Annotated in this window: 19 protein-coding genes; 5 read left to right on the forward strand and 14 right to left on the reverse strand. The window is 59.2% G+C overall.

Annotation, left to right across the window (positions count from 1 at the left end; genetic code table 11):
* Nucleotides 1-30 precede the first annotated feature (30 nt).
* The 4 genes from IPK17_RS09810 to IPK17_RS09825 all read left to right on the forward strand — a co-directional run bounded on the left by IPK17_RS09810 (nt 31) and on the right by IPK17_RS09825 (nt 2,187).
* The gene (locus IPK17_RS09810; RefSeq protein ID WP_343417511.1) at nt 31-831 is read left to right on the forward strand and encodes a hypothetical protein; all 801 of its coding nucleotides are present in this window, start codon (nt 31-33) and stop codon (nt 829-831) included.
* Nucleotides 832-881: 50 nt separating this feature from the next.
* Complete coding sequence (locus tag IPK17_RS09815; protein ID WP_343417512.1) at nt 882-1,172, forward strand: hypothetical protein; 291 nt, start codon at nt 882-884, stop codon at nt 1,170-1,172.
* Nucleotides 1,172-1,303 carry a hypothetical protein gene (locus tag IPK17_RS09820; RefSeq protein WP_343417513.1) on the forward strand — a complete coding sequence of 44 codons (132 nt, stop codon included), beginning with the start codon at nt 1,172-1,174 and terminating at the stop codon, nt 1,301-1,303. Before IPK17_RS09815 ends, IPK17_RS09820 begins: the two co-directional genes overlap by 1 nt.
* Nucleotides 1,304-1,374: 71 nt before the next feature.
* Complete coding sequence (locus tag IPK17_RS09825) at nt 1,375-2,187, forward strand: alpha/beta fold hydrolase (RefSeq protein WP_343417514.1); 813 nt, start codon at nt 1,375-1,377, stop codon at nt 2,185-2,187.
* Between the two features lie 924 nt (nt 2,188-3,111).
* Here IPK17_RS09825 and yabN read toward each other — a convergent pair.
* From yabN to IPK17_RS09840, 3 genes are all read right to left on the reverse strand, one after another.
* A complete protein-coding gene (gene yabN / locus IPK17_RS09830; RefSeq protein WP_343417515.1) occupies nt 3,112-4,563 on the reverse strand; it encodes a bifunctional methyltransferase/pyrophosphohydrolase YabN in 1,452 nt (483 codons plus the stop codon).
* A 111-nt stretch (nt 4,564-4,674) separates the two neighbouring features.
* Complete coding sequence (locus IPK17_RS09835; protein WP_343417516.1) at nt 4,675-5,367, reverse strand: hypothetical protein; 693 nt, start codon at nt 5,365-5,367, stop codon at nt 4,675-4,677.
* On the reverse strand, nt 5,364-5,939 hold the full coding sequence (locus IPK17_RS09840; protein WP_343417517.1) for a 3'-5' exonuclease: 576 nt from the start codon (nt 5,937-5,939) through the stop codon (nt 5,364-5,366). Before IPK17_RS09840 ends, IPK17_RS09835 begins: the two co-directional genes overlap by 4 nt.
* Before the next feature lie 174 nt (nt 5,940-6,113).
* Here IPK17_RS09840 and IPK17_RS09845 point away from each other — a divergent pair, with 174 nt between their 5' ends.
* The gene (locus IPK17_RS09845) at nt 6,114-6,959 is read left to right on the forward strand and encodes a CPBP family intramembrane glutamic endopeptidase (protein ID WP_343417518.1); all 846 of its coding nucleotides are present in this window, start codon (nt 6,114-6,116) and stop codon (nt 6,957-6,959) included.
* A 63-nt stretch (nt 6,960-7,022) separates the two neighbouring features.
* On the opposite strand, the gene rpsI is transcribed toward IPK17_RS09845, so the two are convergent.
* The 11 genes from rpsI to secY form a co-directional block, all read right to left on the reverse strand.
* On the reverse strand, nt 7,023-7,415 hold the full coding sequence (gene rpsI, locus IPK17_RS09850; RefSeq protein ID WP_343417519.1) for a 30S ribosomal protein S9: 393 nt from the start codon (nt 7,413-7,415) through the stop codon (nt 7,023-7,025).
* Between the two features lie 13 nt (nt 7,416-7,428).
* Complete coding sequence (gene rplM / locus IPK17_RS09855; RefSeq protein WP_343417876.1) at nt 7,429-7,863, reverse strand: 50S ribosomal protein L13; 435 nt, start codon at nt 7,861-7,863, stop codon at nt 7,429-7,431.
* A gap of 9 nt (nt 7,864-7,872) precedes the next feature.
* Nucleotides 7,873-8,661: a tRNA pseudouridine(38-40) synthase TruA gene (gene truA, locus IPK17_RS09860; protein WP_343417520.1), complete on the reverse strand. Its 789-nt coding sequence runs from the start codon at nt 8,659-8,661 to the stop codon at nt 7,873-7,875.
* A gap of 11 nt (nt 8,662-8,672) precedes the next feature.
* Nucleotides 8,673-9,062: a 50S ribosomal protein L17 gene (rplQ, locus tag IPK17_RS09865; RefSeq protein WP_343417521.1), complete on the reverse strand. Its 390-nt coding sequence runs from the start codon at nt 9,060-9,062 to the stop codon at nt 8,673-8,675.
* Nucleotides 9,063-9,074: 12 nt separating this feature from the next.
* Nucleotides 9,075-10,073 (reverse strand): DNA-directed RNA polymerase subunit alpha, encoded by a 999-nt coding sequence (locus tag IPK17_RS09870; RefSeq protein ID WP_343417522.1) that lies wholly within the window; start codon nt 10,071-10,073, stop codon nt 9,075-9,077.
* 16 nt (nt 10,074-10,089) lie between these two features.
* Nucleotides 10,090-10,506, reverse strand: a complete 417-nt coding sequence (gene rpsK, locus IPK17_RS09875; RefSeq protein WP_343417523.1) for a 30S ribosomal protein S11 — start codon at nt 10,504-10,506, stop codon at nt 10,090-10,092.
* A 259-nt stretch (nt 10,507-10,765) separates the two neighbouring features.
* Entirely contained in the window at nt 10,766-11,152 is a 387-nt protein-coding gene (gene rpsM / locus IPK17_RS09880; protein WP_343417524.1) for a 30S ribosomal protein S13, read from the reverse strand.
* Nucleotides 11,153-11,176: 24 nt separating this feature from the next.
* Nucleotides 11,177-11,290, reverse strand: a complete 114-nt coding sequence (rpmJ, locus tag IPK17_RS09885; protein WP_343417525.1) for a 50S ribosomal protein L36 — start codon at nt 11,288-11,290, stop codon at nt 11,177-11,179.
* 432 nt (nt 11,291-11,722) lie between these two features.
* On the reverse strand, nt 11,723-12,535 hold the full coding sequence (map, locus tag IPK17_RS09890; protein ID WP_343417526.1) for a type I methionyl aminopeptidase: 813 nt from the start codon (nt 12,533-12,535) through the stop codon (nt 11,723-11,725).
* A gap of 141 nt (nt 12,536-12,676) precedes the next feature.
* Entirely contained in the window at nt 12,677-13,375 is a 699-nt protein-coding gene (locus IPK17_RS09895; protein WP_343417527.1) for an adenylate kinase family protein, read from the reverse strand.
* A 126-nt stretch (nt 13,376-13,501) separates the two neighbouring features.
* The gene (gene secY, locus IPK17_RS09900) at nt 13,502-14,818 is read right to left on the reverse strand and encodes a preprotein translocase subunit SecY (RefSeq protein WP_343417528.1); all 1,317 of its coding nucleotides are present in this window, start codon (nt 14,816-14,818) and stop codon (nt 13,502-13,504) included.
* Nucleotides 14,819-14,871 lie beyond the last annotated feature (53 nt).

The raw sequence follows: 14,871 nt of genomic DNA on the forward strand, positions 1-14,871 counted from the left end.
TTTGATGTGTAAACGTGAGGAGTTTGTCATATGAAAACGGAACGTATTGGCTATCTGTTGGTCTTGCTAGTTGCCATCTTTGTGCTTTCCAGCGCCGCCTTGAGCGCGCAAAATGTGAGCGCCCCGCTCGCGCAGTCGACTGAAGAAGCGACCGCCGAAGCGACGATGGATGGTACGCCGGAAGTCATCTTCCGCGACGGTCGCATCAACAATGCGATCATCCTCGGTGAATTCGGTATTTTCTGCGAAGACGTGAATGGCGCACCGGCGGCCTCGTTTGATAACGGTGGACGCATCGCAGTGTACGGCTCGAACGGCGAACAGTATGTCTTTGCGGAAGAAGATGCGCTGCACCAGTACAGCGATATGGGCATGATGGATGCCACGATGGGCACGGAAGAACCGGCGCTGATGGCGACCAATACCCCGGATATGATGGAAACGATGCAGCCTGCGATTCTGCTCGGACAGGCGACGGCGGTCAACGGCCCGGTGCGGCTGTTCCTGGTGGGCGATAACGAATTCCGCCTGACCGGTTACCTGCCGGATGGCAAGGGCTTCATCTACGGCTGGACCGGCTGCACGGGCAATGCGCGCATCGACATGTTCGATGACGATATGGACTTCATCACCACGACGCCCGTCCCGACGATGAGCGGCACGTTCACCGCTGATCACGCAGGCCGCGAGCACGCAGGAGACCAGCATGGCCACGCAGATGCCGACCCTCAGATCGACGCTCGACACGACCGAAGAAGCGACCACCAGCCCGTAACAGCGGCTAGCTGGATTGGTGTTAGCGGGGCGATACATGGTTATCGCCCCGTTTGATTCTCTCGATTAGAATGATGTAGGCACCGTTCAATCCAAAGAGAACATCTATGATCTATATACCACTCTTCATCACTGTGGCAGGCAGTACTGCTTACCATATCGTGCAGAAGTACCTTCCGCCGAATGCCAATCCCGTGCTGGTGCTCGTCGTGACCTACGCTGTTGCGCTGATCGCCTCGCTGCTGTTATTCATCGTGTGGCCGCTCAAGGAGTCGCTGCAGGTGGAGACCAGCCGCATCGGGATTCCCAACGTGGTTTTGGGGCTGTCGATCATCGGGATTGAGGTCGGGTGGGTGCTGGCGTACCGCGCCGGGTTGAACGTCACGTGGGGTCGCTGATGGGCAACCTGATGGTCGCGCTCGTGCTGCTGCCCATCGGCGTACTGCTGTTCCGCGAACACCTCACGCCGACCAATATCTTCGGCGTGGTGCTGTGCATTGTGGGGCTGGTGCTGGTCAATCAGAAGTAAAGCTTAATGTGGCCAGCGGTGACAACGCTGACGCTTCGCGCTATCCTCTCCTCAGACTAGGAGAACACAGGATGTTTACTTCGAACACGCTTCAGGCCAATGGCCTCACCCAACATTATTATCGCAGCGGCGGTGCTAAGTTACCGCTCGTGCTGCTCCACGGTTTCACCGACGACGGCTCGTGCTGGTTTCCGGTCGCGGAAGTGCTGGCACAGGACTACGATGTGATTCTGCCCGACGCGCGGGGACATGGTCAATCGAGTCGCATTGCCGACATCGGCTTTGACAACGAGGCGCTGGCCGAAGATGTGGCCGCCTTGATCTCCGCCTTAAAGCTGAACCGCCCCGCCGTGCTTGGCCATTCGATGGGCAGTTTCACGGCGCTGATTCTGGCGGCAAAGCACCCGGAGCTGGTAGGCTGTTTGCTGCTGGAAGATCCGCCGCTGGCGCCGCCCCCGACGCCCGAAATGGAAGCGGCACGCGGAACAGGTATGCAGCAATGGGCCGATAATCTACGCCGGATGCAGGGGCAATCCCTCGAAGAACTGGCGGCGGGTGAAGGGCAGCGGTCGCCCCGCTGGAGCGCCGCCGAACTGCAGTACTGGGCGGCGGCGCTCCAGCGCGTGGATCTGGACGTGTTTGCAGCGCGGTCGCCGCGCCCCGTGTGGCAAGCGCTGATGCAGCAGGTAGCGTGTCCGGTGCTGCTGCTGTATGGCGACAATCACACGCTGGTCGATGACAGCATCGCGCAGGAGGCCGCAGCCCTCTGGAAAGACGGGCAGGCCGTGCAGATTGCAGACGCGGGTCACTCAATACGCCGCGACAATGCGCCGGATTATCTTGAGGCAGTCAGCGCATTTCTAAGTGAGCACTACGCGGGATAGCTGTTGTTCCGCGCACACCGCACGCCGATCACAGTGGTCGGCGTGGGCTGGTGCTGGTCAATCAGAAGTAAGTCTATCAGAAACGTGGGACTCAATCCGACAGTCTGTGATGGTCACTCATTGCATTATCAATGAGTTCTCACCATGTCGCTGAATTGCTTCATCGATAGCGGCAATGTATCATTCCTACCGCACTTCTTGGGGGAAACCATAGTAGCTTTGGCCGAAGCTGATCGAGGGGCATTGTTGAAACATTCACTGAAAGATTATTCCAATGTCGCCATACGCGAATGTCTTGCATAACCAATTCCCGGGCGTAGTTCACCCGGGGCAATCTTGGGCCAAAGCATCGTAAATCCTTGTAACTCACAACAGGCGCTCTCGTCGATCTACGCCTCGTTTGATTTCTTTAAAGCTGCAAACGTGCTGCACGTAATTTGACTAAAGCAGCGCTGATCGCCCCGGAAACTGACGGCCTATCAAATTTTGTGCTGATCTAGCTGCTAGCGGAAATGTTCCGCTTACTGAGGTGCCAGAAAAAGACGCTGGCAGGTGACCGGGGGCACATCACCTTCAACACGCGCATCGATCCCAACTTCCATGAGCCCGAATACTCGCCAAAATAGACTTCCGTGATCGTCAGGCCGCATCGGCCGATCTGCTGAGTCCCCGGTTTGACAAAGGCTGTAGGGGTTCCATCAGCGCCTGTTACGAGACAAGCGGGATCGTCTGCATCGAGCGTAGGGCAATACCAAATGATCCGCACGGCGTGATAGGGTTCTCGCCTTTTCAACGATAACCCCGTTGATGAGTTCAAATAAGCGGTTGCGATTTTCCGGTCGTTCGGTGAAAGCGCGGTATTCAACTAACGTATAGCGTTTTTCCTGAACAACCATTTCAACCCTCGCGGCTTACTTGACTCTATTATAAACCGTTTCGCTTGGCCTCGTTCCACCATGCGTCGAGCTGATCGAGCGTGTAGTCGGTCATCGGCTTGCCCGTCGCGGCGACCTGCTCCTCAATGTAGCGGAAGCGGCGGTAGAACTTGCGGTTCGCCATCCGCAGCGCCGTCTCCGGCTCAATCTTGTGCCAGCGCGCCCAGTTGACGATCACGAACAGCAAATCGCCCAGTTCCTCGGCGCGGTGCTCGTCGCTCTCGGCGGTCAGCACCTCGTCGAATTCCTCGCGCACCTTGGCGATCACATCATCGATGACCGGCCAGTCAAAGCCGGGTTTGGCCGCCTTCGCCTGATACTCATAGGCTTGCAGCAGCGCGGGCAGGCTCTTCGGCACGCCGTCGAGCAGCGATTCGCGCTTGGGTTTGCCCGCCTGCGCCTTCTCCTGCGCCTTGAGCGCGTCCCAGTTCTTGACCACCTGCTCCGGCGTGTCGGCTTCGGTCGTGCCCCACACATGCGGGTGGCGGAAGATCAGCTTGGCGTTGATGCCGCTCAGCACGTCGCCCATGCGGAATTCCCCCTCGTCGATGGCGATCTGCGTGTGCAGCGCCACCTGCAGCAGCAAATCGCCGAGTTCTTCGCGCAGCCCGTCCCAGTCTTCCTCATCGATGGCTTCCAGCACTTCATGCGCCTCTTCGATCAGGTACTGGCGCAGCGATTGGTGCGTCTGCTTGCGATCCCACGGGCAGCCTTCCGGCGCGCGCAGGTGCGCGATCACCTCCTGGAACTGCTCAAAGCTCGACATATGACCGAGCGCGGGCAGGTAGAGCGCGGTCAGGTGCTTGATATGTTCGCTGCGGTCAATCTCGTAGAGCGGCACAGTCTCCACCAGCGCTTCCGGCGTCCCCGCCGCGTGGATCAGCTTGACTTCGAATTCGTCGGGGTACTGGTTCATCAGCGTGAGCTTGAGGTCGCTGGCGAGCTCGCGGCTGTAGACCTGCCCCAGCAGCGCCGGATAATCCGGGTTGATCGGTGGGTGGTGCAGCGCGGCAATGTCAATCGCGTCGAGGATTTGCAGCCCGTCGAAGGCGTCCACGCCAATCAGCGCGAGCGTCGGCTCGATGAAGCTGACGCCGCTCACAATCTGGATCGGGATGCCTTCGGCGCGTCCGCGTTCCAGCAGGCGGATCACGGTCGATTCTGCGACCAGCGGATCGCCGGGGACGGCATACACCACATCGTCCGCCCGCGCCGCGTCGATCAAGCGCTCGGTGATGGTCGCGTACACCTGCTCGAACGCGTCGTTCGCCTCGTACACGTCATCGAATGAGCGGTACTCGGCACTCGACGGCAGTTCCGGCACGCACGGATGCTCTTTGGTGCGCAGATACACCACCTGCGCCGTTTCCAGCGTACGCCACGCCCGCCGCGTCAAATCGTCGATGTGCCCCGAACCCAACCCCACGATGGTGATTGTCATACCTGATTGTTCCTTCGTAGGGACGAGGCATGCCTCGTCCTCTGTGCTCATATTGGTTACAAGGACGAGACATGTCTCGTCCCTACAATGTTTTTGGCCAATCGGGTGCGGCTACCCACCCATGATGACGCGCTCGAACCCCAACGCCGCTGCCGCTGCCTTGTACTGATCGCGGTGTGCCAGAGCATCGACCACGGGCTGCGGGGACATCTCCAGCAGCAGACCGCCGTCTTTGAATTCGACCTTGCGCCACGCGGGCAGCGCCAGCAAGCGGTCGCGTCCAAACTGCTCCACCAACGCCGGGCTGAACAGGTTGTAATCCCAGATGGCGAATGGCGCTGTCCCCGGCGCAACGGAGTCGTGATTCTCATAGCTGAACAGGCCGCAGCCGTAGTCCGGGTGCAGCGTGTCGTAAATCTTCTGCATTACGCTGACGAACGCGCGCACGTTCTCTGACTGGTCACGCTTGTTGAGGACGCTGCTGCTCGTCTGCAGGAAGAGGCGGCGCGGCTCCTGCGGGTTGAATCCGAAGGACATCTTCACGCCGTCGGTATCCTCGAATTCCATCCAGTAGCCGCCGTACCGCTGCACAGCCCGTTTGGCGTTCGCCCACGCGCCCGCCAGCGTCTGCGGGGTATTCGGCACGTAGATGTCACCCGGCGAGTCGTCGCACACGATGGCTTTCTTCAGGTAGCGGAAGCGGTCGTATTCGGCGATCTTGCCCAGCAGCGTGTGCATCAGCGCGTCCTCGCGCAGGCGTTCATCGGGAAAGTCGAACAGGATGTACTCGTTTTGACCGCTCATGCTGGTTTCACTCCAAAGATTGAACTGCCGCGCGCGTTGAGCATCGCCGCGGTGATCAGCGCAATGTTGTAGGCATCATCTCCGCCGCGGTGATGGGTCCCGGTCAGCGGGATATTGAGCTGTTCCAGCGCGCCCGTCATCCCCGGCGGACGGCTGTTATACACCTTCGCGTAGATCTTCTTCAAGTTGAAATGCTTCGGGCCGAAGGGATACGGCACGCCGAAGCTGGCACACTGGGAAATGAACATATTCTTGTCGTAGTTACCCCAGCTCGCCCATAAGCGGTTCGGCGTGTCGTACTCCGTCCGCAAAATGTCGCACGCTTGAGAGAAGGGCATACCCGCGTCGACCTGTTCCTGCGTGAGCGTCGTCAGCTCCGTGCAGAACTCGCTGATCTTGGAGCGCGTCGGCTTGACGAGCAGGCTATGCTTGTGGCTCACTGCGCCAGTATCAAGCGAGAGCAGGCACACGCCGACCTCGATGATCTCGTTCTGCTCGCCGGGCGGTGGATGTCCCAACCAGCAGGACGCCTCCAGATCCACCACGACGAGATAGTCTGTTTTCAGTTCCATGCCTGACCCATTGTCCCCAAATGCGGTGATCATTATACACGCGGGAAGTTCGTTTCAGCATGATCAGCACCGCACAAGCATGAGGAATATCAGTGACTGAGACGTCTCAGTTAGAGAGAATCATTAAGGGATTCTGCGTGTTTCAGGTTCACCATCTCCAAAGGAACAAGCATTGTGAACTCATTGGTTCGTTTTGCCCGGCAGCGCCCGGTTCTCAGCTATATCGTCCTCACGCTCGCCTGGTCTTTTCTGTTTTGGGGTCTCATCCTCACCGTCACCCCAGCCGGGACGCTCATGGTCGAGCCGATGAAGCCAGCCGCCTTCGGCTTCATGATGCTCGGCCTGATCGGTCCGACGTTTGCCGCCATCGTGCTGACACGGACGATTTACGGTAAAGGCAGTGTGCGCGCCTTGTACGGTCGCCTTGGTATGTGGCGCGTCGGCGTGTGGGGTGTCGTCATCCTCATTCCGCTGCTGCTCAACCTCGTCCAGCTCGCCGCCTATACCTTGTTCGGCGGCAGCACGCCCATCGATTTCGCCGCCCGTCTGCCAATGGGCATCATGCTCGGCGTGACGGCGGGATTCATCGAAGAGTTCGGCTGGCGCGGCTTCATGCTGCCGCACCTGCAAAAGCATCACTCGCCGTTTGTTTCGGCGATCATCGTTGGACTGGTGTGGGGAGGCATTTGGCACGGGTTTGCGGACTATCTCGGGATTCCGCAAGAAGGCTTGACCAAAGTGGCGCTGATCATCCTGCTCGGCCCCGCCCTGCTGACCGCTTTCTCCGTGATGTTGACAGCGCTGTACAACGGCACGCGCGGCAGTATGCTCGCCGTTGTGCTGTTCCATTTCTTTATCTCGTCCAGTTCGCTGATTTTGGAAGTGCCAACCGCCAGTGACGGCGAACGCGTCATGTGGGCGGTGGTCGGCGTAGTATTGGCGTGGTTGGTCGCGCTGGGGTTGGCCGTTCGCGCGGGCATGTTCGGCAAAGCACCGATGCTGCAACCGCGCACCGTCTAGCGAAAACAAAAAGAGGCAAGGGGAGTTCCCCCTTGCCTATCAGCTCAAACCACGGACCGAGCGCTAACGCTTGGTGTAGGTCGGGGCCTTACGCGCACGCTTGAGACCGGGCTTCTTACGTTCCTTGACGCGAGCGTCACGGGTAAGGAGTTCGGCACCACGAAGCTGCGACTTGAGTTCGGGGTCGACCAGCAGCAGGGCGCGGGCAATGCCCAAGCGGATCGCGTCACGCTGACCCGACACGCCGCCACCGTTGACGTGCACCGAAATGTCGTAATTGCGTTCCTGCCCGATCAACGTGAGGGGCTGGAGCAGAATTTCCATGTCGCCGGCGCGGGGCATGAATTCCGGGCCGTCTTTGTCGTTGATGGTGATGCGGCCCGTCCCGCCGGGGTACAGGCGAACGCGCGCGGAAGCTTCCTTGCGGCGTCCAATGCCTTCATAATACTGTGTCATCTATAACCCTCGCTTACAGATCCAACTTCAGTTCGACGGGCTTCTGCGCCTCGTGCGGGTGCGTCGAGCCTTTATACACCTTCAGCTTCTTGATCATCTGGTGGCCGAGCGCGCCCTTGGGCAGCATCCCCTTGACCGCGTCCATAATCGGACGATCCGGGAACTTGGCGAGCTGATCACGCAGGGTGATGGCCTTGAGGCCGCCCTGATACTTCGAGTGGCGGTAGTAGACCTTCGAGTCCAAACGGTCACCGGTCACGCGGATCTTTTCCGCGTTGATGACGATCACGAAATCGCCCGTGTCAATGTGGGGGGCGAAGATCGCTTTGTGTTTGCCGCGCAGGATGTGGGCGATGCGAGACGCGAGGCGACCAAGGGTTTGCCCGTCGGCGTCCACCACGTACCACGTCCGTTGAATATCCTGCGGTTTCGGCGAATAGGTTTTCACCAGCATCGTCTAATCCTCTGCGGGAACATCGCCCGCAATCCTATCTTTGTATGTCACGTGTTCGAGCACCAGGCCCTGCGGCGGCGCGACCGTGACCGCATGGTCAATTTTCGCGTTCCGAAAAGCTGTCTCAAACTGCTCTAGCGTCGTCCAACCGCGTCCGACATCCACCACCATCCCGACGATCCGGCGAACCATGTGTTGGAGAAAGGCATTCGCCTCAACCACATATTCCCAGCGGACGCCGAACGTTTCGGGCTGCCGTGTCCATTCTGAGCGATACACCGTTCGCACGGTATTGTCGCCCTTGGGCGGCTTGCCGAACGCGCCGAAATCGTGCGTGCCGATCAAGAGCGCGGACGCCTGACTCATCGCCTCACCGTTCAACGGCGGGTAGACCTGCCACGCGAACCGCGTCAACAACGGCTGACGCTGCTTCGACTCGTAGAGCGTATATCTGTAAAGGCGCTTCGCCGCGTCGAAACGCGGGTTAAAATGCTGTGCGTCCCCTGTCAACCGGGTCAGGTCTTGCAGTGCGATGTCGTTCGGTAAGACAGCGTTGATAGCCTTCAGCAGAATATCATCGCTGTGTTTCCAAACGACACCAAACGTTATCACCTGCCCGACGGCATGTACGCCCGTGTCTGTTCGCCCCGCGCCGATCACGGTGACTTCTTGCTTGGTCACCTGCTGGATCGCCCGTTCGAGCGTTCCCTGCACCGTGCGCGGATCGGTTTGCCGTTGAAATCCGATATACGCTGTCCCATCATAGGCGAGCGTAGCTCGGAAGCGGCTCATCTCCATCCCGACTAGCTCGACGGCTGATCCACCAGTTCCAGCAGAACCATCGGCGCGGCGTCGCCTTTACGCGGCCCCAGCTTGATGATGCGCAGGTAACCACCCGGACGGTCCTTCGAGCGCGCCGCGATTTCGAACAGCTTCGTCACCATGTCGCGATCATTGAACAGACGCGAGGCGGCGAGGCGGCGGGTGTGCACGGTGTAGGCCGGGTTATCGCTGGCCAGACCGCGCTTGGCGACCGTGATCAGCTTTTCCACGTGAGCGCGCACAAAGTCCGCCTTGGCTTGGGTCGTCTCGATGCGCCCGTGTTCGATCAAGGCCATCGTGAGCGACCGCGCCAGCGCGCGGCGCTGTTCGGTGTCGCGTCCCAGTTTCTTTCCACTTACGCGATGTCGCATTGTCCTATTTCCTTAATCACTTCCCTGCGAAGGGGTCTCGTACTCCGGCGGGAGGTACCCCTTCTCCTTGAGTTTCGACACCAACTCATCCAGCGACTTCTCGCCGAAGTTGCGGATCGCCAGCATCGCATCGGGACCGCGGTCGAGCATGTCGAGCACGTCACCGATGGTGGTGATCCCCGTACGCTTGAGCGAGTTGAACACGCGCACGCTCAGATCCAGCTCTTCGATCGGCTTCTCGTACAGCGCGGTCGGGCGCGAATCGTCGCCGCCTTCCGGGCCTTCGTCGCCGACCATGTAGCCGCCCTCACCCAACATGCCGGGCATCGCGCCGCCAATGACGGTCAGATGCTTCATGAGGATTTGCGCGGACTGGTTGAGCGCATCTTCCGGGCGGATCGTACCGTCCGTCCAGATTTCGATGATCAGCTTGTCGTAGTTCGTCCGCTGACCCACACGCGCGCGTTCGACTTCGAAGTTCACGCGGCGGATCGGGCTGAAAATCGCATCGACGGGCAGTTCGCCAATCGGCAGACGTCCGCGTTCTTCGGCCTGGCTGTAACCACGCCCGGCCTGAACTTCGAACTCCATCTCGATGTGCGCATCCGGCGAGTCGGCGGTGAACAGATACAGGTCGGGGTTGATGATGCTGACTTCGGACGAATGCTGAATGTCCGCCGCCGTCACCAAACCTTCACCGCGATGATCAAGGCGCATCCGCGCGCTTTCGACACCGTCCAGCAAGCGCAGACGGATCTGCTTGACCTGCAGGATAAGTTGGGTCATATCCTCGCGCACGTTCGGAATTGCAGAGAATTCATGATGAACGTCCGAGACGCGGATACTCGTTACCGCCGCCCCGGGTAGGGACGACAGCAGAACCCGGCGCAGGGCAGTCCCCAGCGTCAAGCCGTACCCGCTTTCCAGCGGGGTAATGATGAAGCGCCCGTAATTGCGGGTCGTGGCATCACTCTCAACTTTGTGAGGGAGTACCATGTTATTCATGACCATCGGCGTTCCCTGTGCTCTATACACGACGCTTCTTGGGTGGGCGAACCCCGTTGTGGGCAACTGGGGTCAAATCGGTAATCGAGCGAACTTTCAGGCCGCTGCCTTGAATGGCACGAATAGCGGCTTCGCGTCCGGGACCCGGACCCTTCACGAACACGTCGACTTCCTGCATCCCGTGTTCACGGGCGGAATCCGACGCAGTTTGAGCGGCCACACGGGCGGCATAGGGCGTGCTCTTGCGGCTGCCCTTGAAGCCGGAAGTCCCGGCGCTCGCCCACGCAACGACGTTACCGGACTGATCGCTCAACGACACAATCGTGTTATTGAAAGTGGCGAAGATGTGCGCCTGCCCGTAAGGAATGTTCTTGACGGCCTTCTTGGCAGTGGCGCGACGACCACCTGCCTTGCCTTTCGGTGCTGGTGTACGCGGCATATGTTCTCCAGACGGAATGTACTACGGTGATACGCCTTAAGAGCGCATCGTGTTCGATAGGTGATCAGTTCACACCTGACCGTGGGCGGCGAACCACCCCACGCATCACCGGAACTCGTTGTTTGGGCCAACCGCTCGTAAGTGTTCAGCAGTTAATGGGCGGAGGACGAGAGCCTGTCTCGTCCCTACCCGCCCGAAACGTGGAGCGTGCCTCCACGCAGATGTCACTGCGAACAATTCACCGGCAAGGGTGAACGGCTTACTTCTTGGTTGCGCCGCGACGACGGCCACGACCGGGTACGGTCTTCTTGGGGCCTTTTCGAGTGCGCGCATTCGTCCGGGTCCGCTGACCGCGAACGGGCAGGCTGCGACGATGCCGCATCCCGCGATACGCGCCGATTTCAGACAGGCGCTTGATGTTCAACTGCACTTGACGGCGCAGATCGCCTTCGACGGTCAGACCGCCGATAGCGTCGCGGAGGGCTTGGAGTTCGGCTTCCGTCAAATCGCGAACACGGGTGTTCGCGCTGACGCCCGCCTTTTCGAGCAATTTCTTGCTCGTCGGACGGCCGATCCCATAGATATAAGTCAGCGCAATTTCAATGCGCTTGTCGCGGGGTAAGTCCACCCCTTCAATACGAGCCATACTTTAGGTGACCCTTTCCCCGCACTAGCCCTGACGCTGCTTGTGCTTCGGGTTCGTGCAAATGACCATTACGTGTCCGTTGCGCTTGATCACCCGGCACTTCGGGCAGCGCACTTTGACGGATGCAGAAACGCGCATGACAACACTCGCTTCCTCAAAAAAGCGTTTTAACAGACAGTTGATTATAACGAAATGCGGCTATCTCGTCTAGGGTACGGATCAGCGGTTAGCCATTAGCGATTAGCTTTTAGCAAAAGCAAGAGCGGATATCGACTCGGGAGACTGCGATCTTGTAGGGGGAAGGCATCCAGTAAGTGCTGAAAACACCTTGAAAACGGGTTATGGATCGGTTTTGGGATTTTGCGGACGCGATAAATCGCATCCCTACACAAACACAGTATTTCTCGTAGGGACGCAATTCATTGCGTCCGCACTCCCCAAACGGACTTCACAGTATCGTACTGAGCTACCCGCATGCCTTGCCCCTACAGAAAGACCGGTGCTGATGTCCATGACTCGCGGAGCGCTGCGCTTTGCCCTAATGGCTAATCGCTAACAGCTAATCGCTGCTCACAACACCGTCAGAATGATCGGTTCGCCGCCCGTGATGGCAATGGTGTGCTCGAAGTGCGCGCACAGCGACCCGTCGCGCGTAACTACCGTCCACTTGTCGTCGAGCTCACGGGTTTCCGCGCGCCCAGCGATCACCATCGGCTCGATAGCATACGTCATACCCGGCTGCAGCTTGTAGCTGATGAAACCACGCTGCCGCGCGCCTTTCGGCCACCAGTTCGGCACCTGCGGTTCTTCGTGCATGTGCCGCCCGACGCCATGCCCCGTGTACTCGCGGGCGAGGCTGTAGCCGAACTTCGACACGTACTCCTGAATCGCCAGCGAGACGTGCTTGGTCTCATTGGGCAGCACCGACGCCTTGATCCCGACGTACAGTGCCTGTTCGGTCACATCAAGCAGGCGTTGAATCGCCGGGCTGATTTCGCCGACCCCCATCGTAAAGGCGGCATCGCCAACGAACCCGTCATAGATGCAGCCCACGTCAAGGCTGATGATGTCGCCCTCTTTAAGCGCGCGCTTGCCCGGCAGCCCATGCACCAGCTCGTTATTGATCGAGGCGTTGATGGTGCCGGGGTAATCCGGCGCGCCATGCTTGGGATAGCCGAGGAACGCAGGGATCGCCTTGTTGTCGCGGATGACCGTCTCGGCGATCTTGTCGAGTTCAGCGGTGGTCACCCCCGGCTTGACCGCCGCGCGCATCGCCTGATGCGCCAGCGCCACAATCCGCCCGGCCTCGCGCATGACCGCGATTTCTTCGGGCGATTTGAGATGCACGGTCGTGCCGCGCTGCATTTTGCCTGTGTTGGACATATTTCACCTGAAGGAATGAGGACTGAGTGCGGAGGACCAAGTAAAAGAGAAAATCGCCGGGTTAGCACCGACTATATAGGCGACCCCAATGCGTTTTTTCTCAGTCCTTTGCCCTCAGTCCTCAGTCCTGTTGACTTGTCGTTAGCCGATCACCTGCTGAATGGCCGTGCTGACCGCTTCAATCGACTGGTCGGCGTTGACGCGCTTGACCAGATTCTTGGCATCGAAGTAGTCGATCAGCGGCTGCGTGGTCGCGACGAAGGTGTCGATGCGCTTGAGAATCGCGTCGGCGTTGGCGTCGTCGGCGCGGCGGATCAGGCGTTCACCTGTCCCCTGCTCCACGGCAACCAAGCGCGGCGGGAACTGCTTTTCCGGGTGATCTTCAAATTTGAATTCTTGCAGACCATCAGCATTGAAATAAATGTTATAGGTCTTGCCGGCGGCGGTCGAGACGCGTCCGAACGCGCGCTTGAACGCCGTGTACAGATCGAGGTCGAGCAGGATGACCGCGTTGATCTGTTCGCCGCGTTCCGCGAGATAGCTCTCCAGCCATGCCGCCTGATTCGGGGTGCGCGGATAGCCGTCGAAGATCACGCCGCCCTGCGCATCTGGCTGGCTCAGGCGATCTTTCACAACTTCGTTGGTGGTCGCATCATCGACTAGATTACCCGACGCCATGATCTGCTGCACGCGCTTCGCCAGCTCGTCCTCACGCGTTTTCATCGCGCGGAAGAGGTCACCCGTTGAGACGTGCGGTATCCCGTACCGTTCGCGGATAAACTTGGCCTGTTCGCCTTTGCCCGCGCCCTGTACGCCCATCAGGATGATATAGAGGCTCATTTTTGGAACTCCAGTGAAATAGTTGCAAGGGCGCACGAGGATTGCGCCCTGTAGTATCCCCGTAATTGTCAATGTAGGGGCGCACGACCGTGCGCCCCTACACAAATTCTACATCGGGATGCTAATTTACCGCATGAAGCGGTCGTAATTGCGCATGACCAACTGCGCTTCGAGCTGGCGCAGCGTATCGATCACGACGCCGACAACGATGATCATGCCCGAGCCGGACAAGACCTGCGCCGCGTTCCCCGCCGACCCGCTGACGAATTCCGTCGGGAAGAGCAGGCGGTTAATGAAGTCCACCACACCGGGCGCAATGGCGACAATGCCCAGGAAGAGCGCGCCGACAAACGTGATGCGCCGCACCACGCGGGAGATATACACCTGCGTGTTCCGACCGGGGCGGATGCCGGGGATGAACCCACCATTACGCTGGAGGTTATCCGCGAGATCCTGATTGCCGACCATGATGTCGGAGTAGATGTAAGTGAAGCCGAACACGAGCAGGAAGAAGGTCGCCCAGTAGAAGCCACCCTGCTGCTGCCCAAACGTCGCGGTGATCGACTGGCGCACCGGGCCGTCCGGGAACAACCCGGCAAGCAGCGCCGGGAAGGTGATGATCGACTGCGCGAAGATCAGCGGGATCATACCGACCGAGTTGACCTTCAACGGAATGTGCGTGCTCGCGCCGCCATACTGCCGGCGACCACGGACGCGCTTACCGTACTGCACCGGAATACGCCGCACGCCTTCCTGTACGAGGACGACGCCGACAATCCCGACGAGCGTAATCACCACAAACAGCACCAGTTGGAACAGCGGCTGCGTCGAACCAGTGAGCAAACGGATGAGATTGCTGGGGGCGCGGGCGATGATGCCGGAGAAGATGATGATCGACAAACCGTTGCCGATACCCTGCTCCGTGATCTGATTACCGAGCCACACCGCGAGCATCGTGCCCGCCGTCATCGTGACGATAACCGTAATCGTCAGCAGGATATCCGAGCCGAAGCCGGGGATGATCTGCTGGCCGTTGTTAAGCGTGCTGAAAATCTGAATCTGGCTAATCGCTTGCAGAATGGCGAAAGGAACGGCAAGGTAGTAGGTGTAGGTTTCCATCTTTTCCTTACCACCCGGTTCCTTCGAAAGTGCTTCAAGCTGCGGGATGACCGGCGTCAACACTTGCAGGATGATCGATGCGGTGATGTAAGGATACACGCCGTTCGCGATCACGCTGAAGTTCGCCAGAGCCCCGCCCGAAAGCAAGTTGAGTACGCCGAACAAACCACCCTGGTTCTCGATCAGGCTGCGCATAGCGTCACGGTCAACGCCGACGACGGGGACATGCGCCGCAAACTGATAGATCAAGACAATCAGCAGGGTGAATAGGATTTTGTTGCGAATGTCCGGCAGGCGGATGGCATTACGCAGACCTTCAATCATGCCAAAGTTCCTCTAAATTCAACGTCTACACGAAAAAGAAGGGGTGAGAGCAT

This window comes from Candidatus Flexifilum breve, from assembly GCF_016713355.1.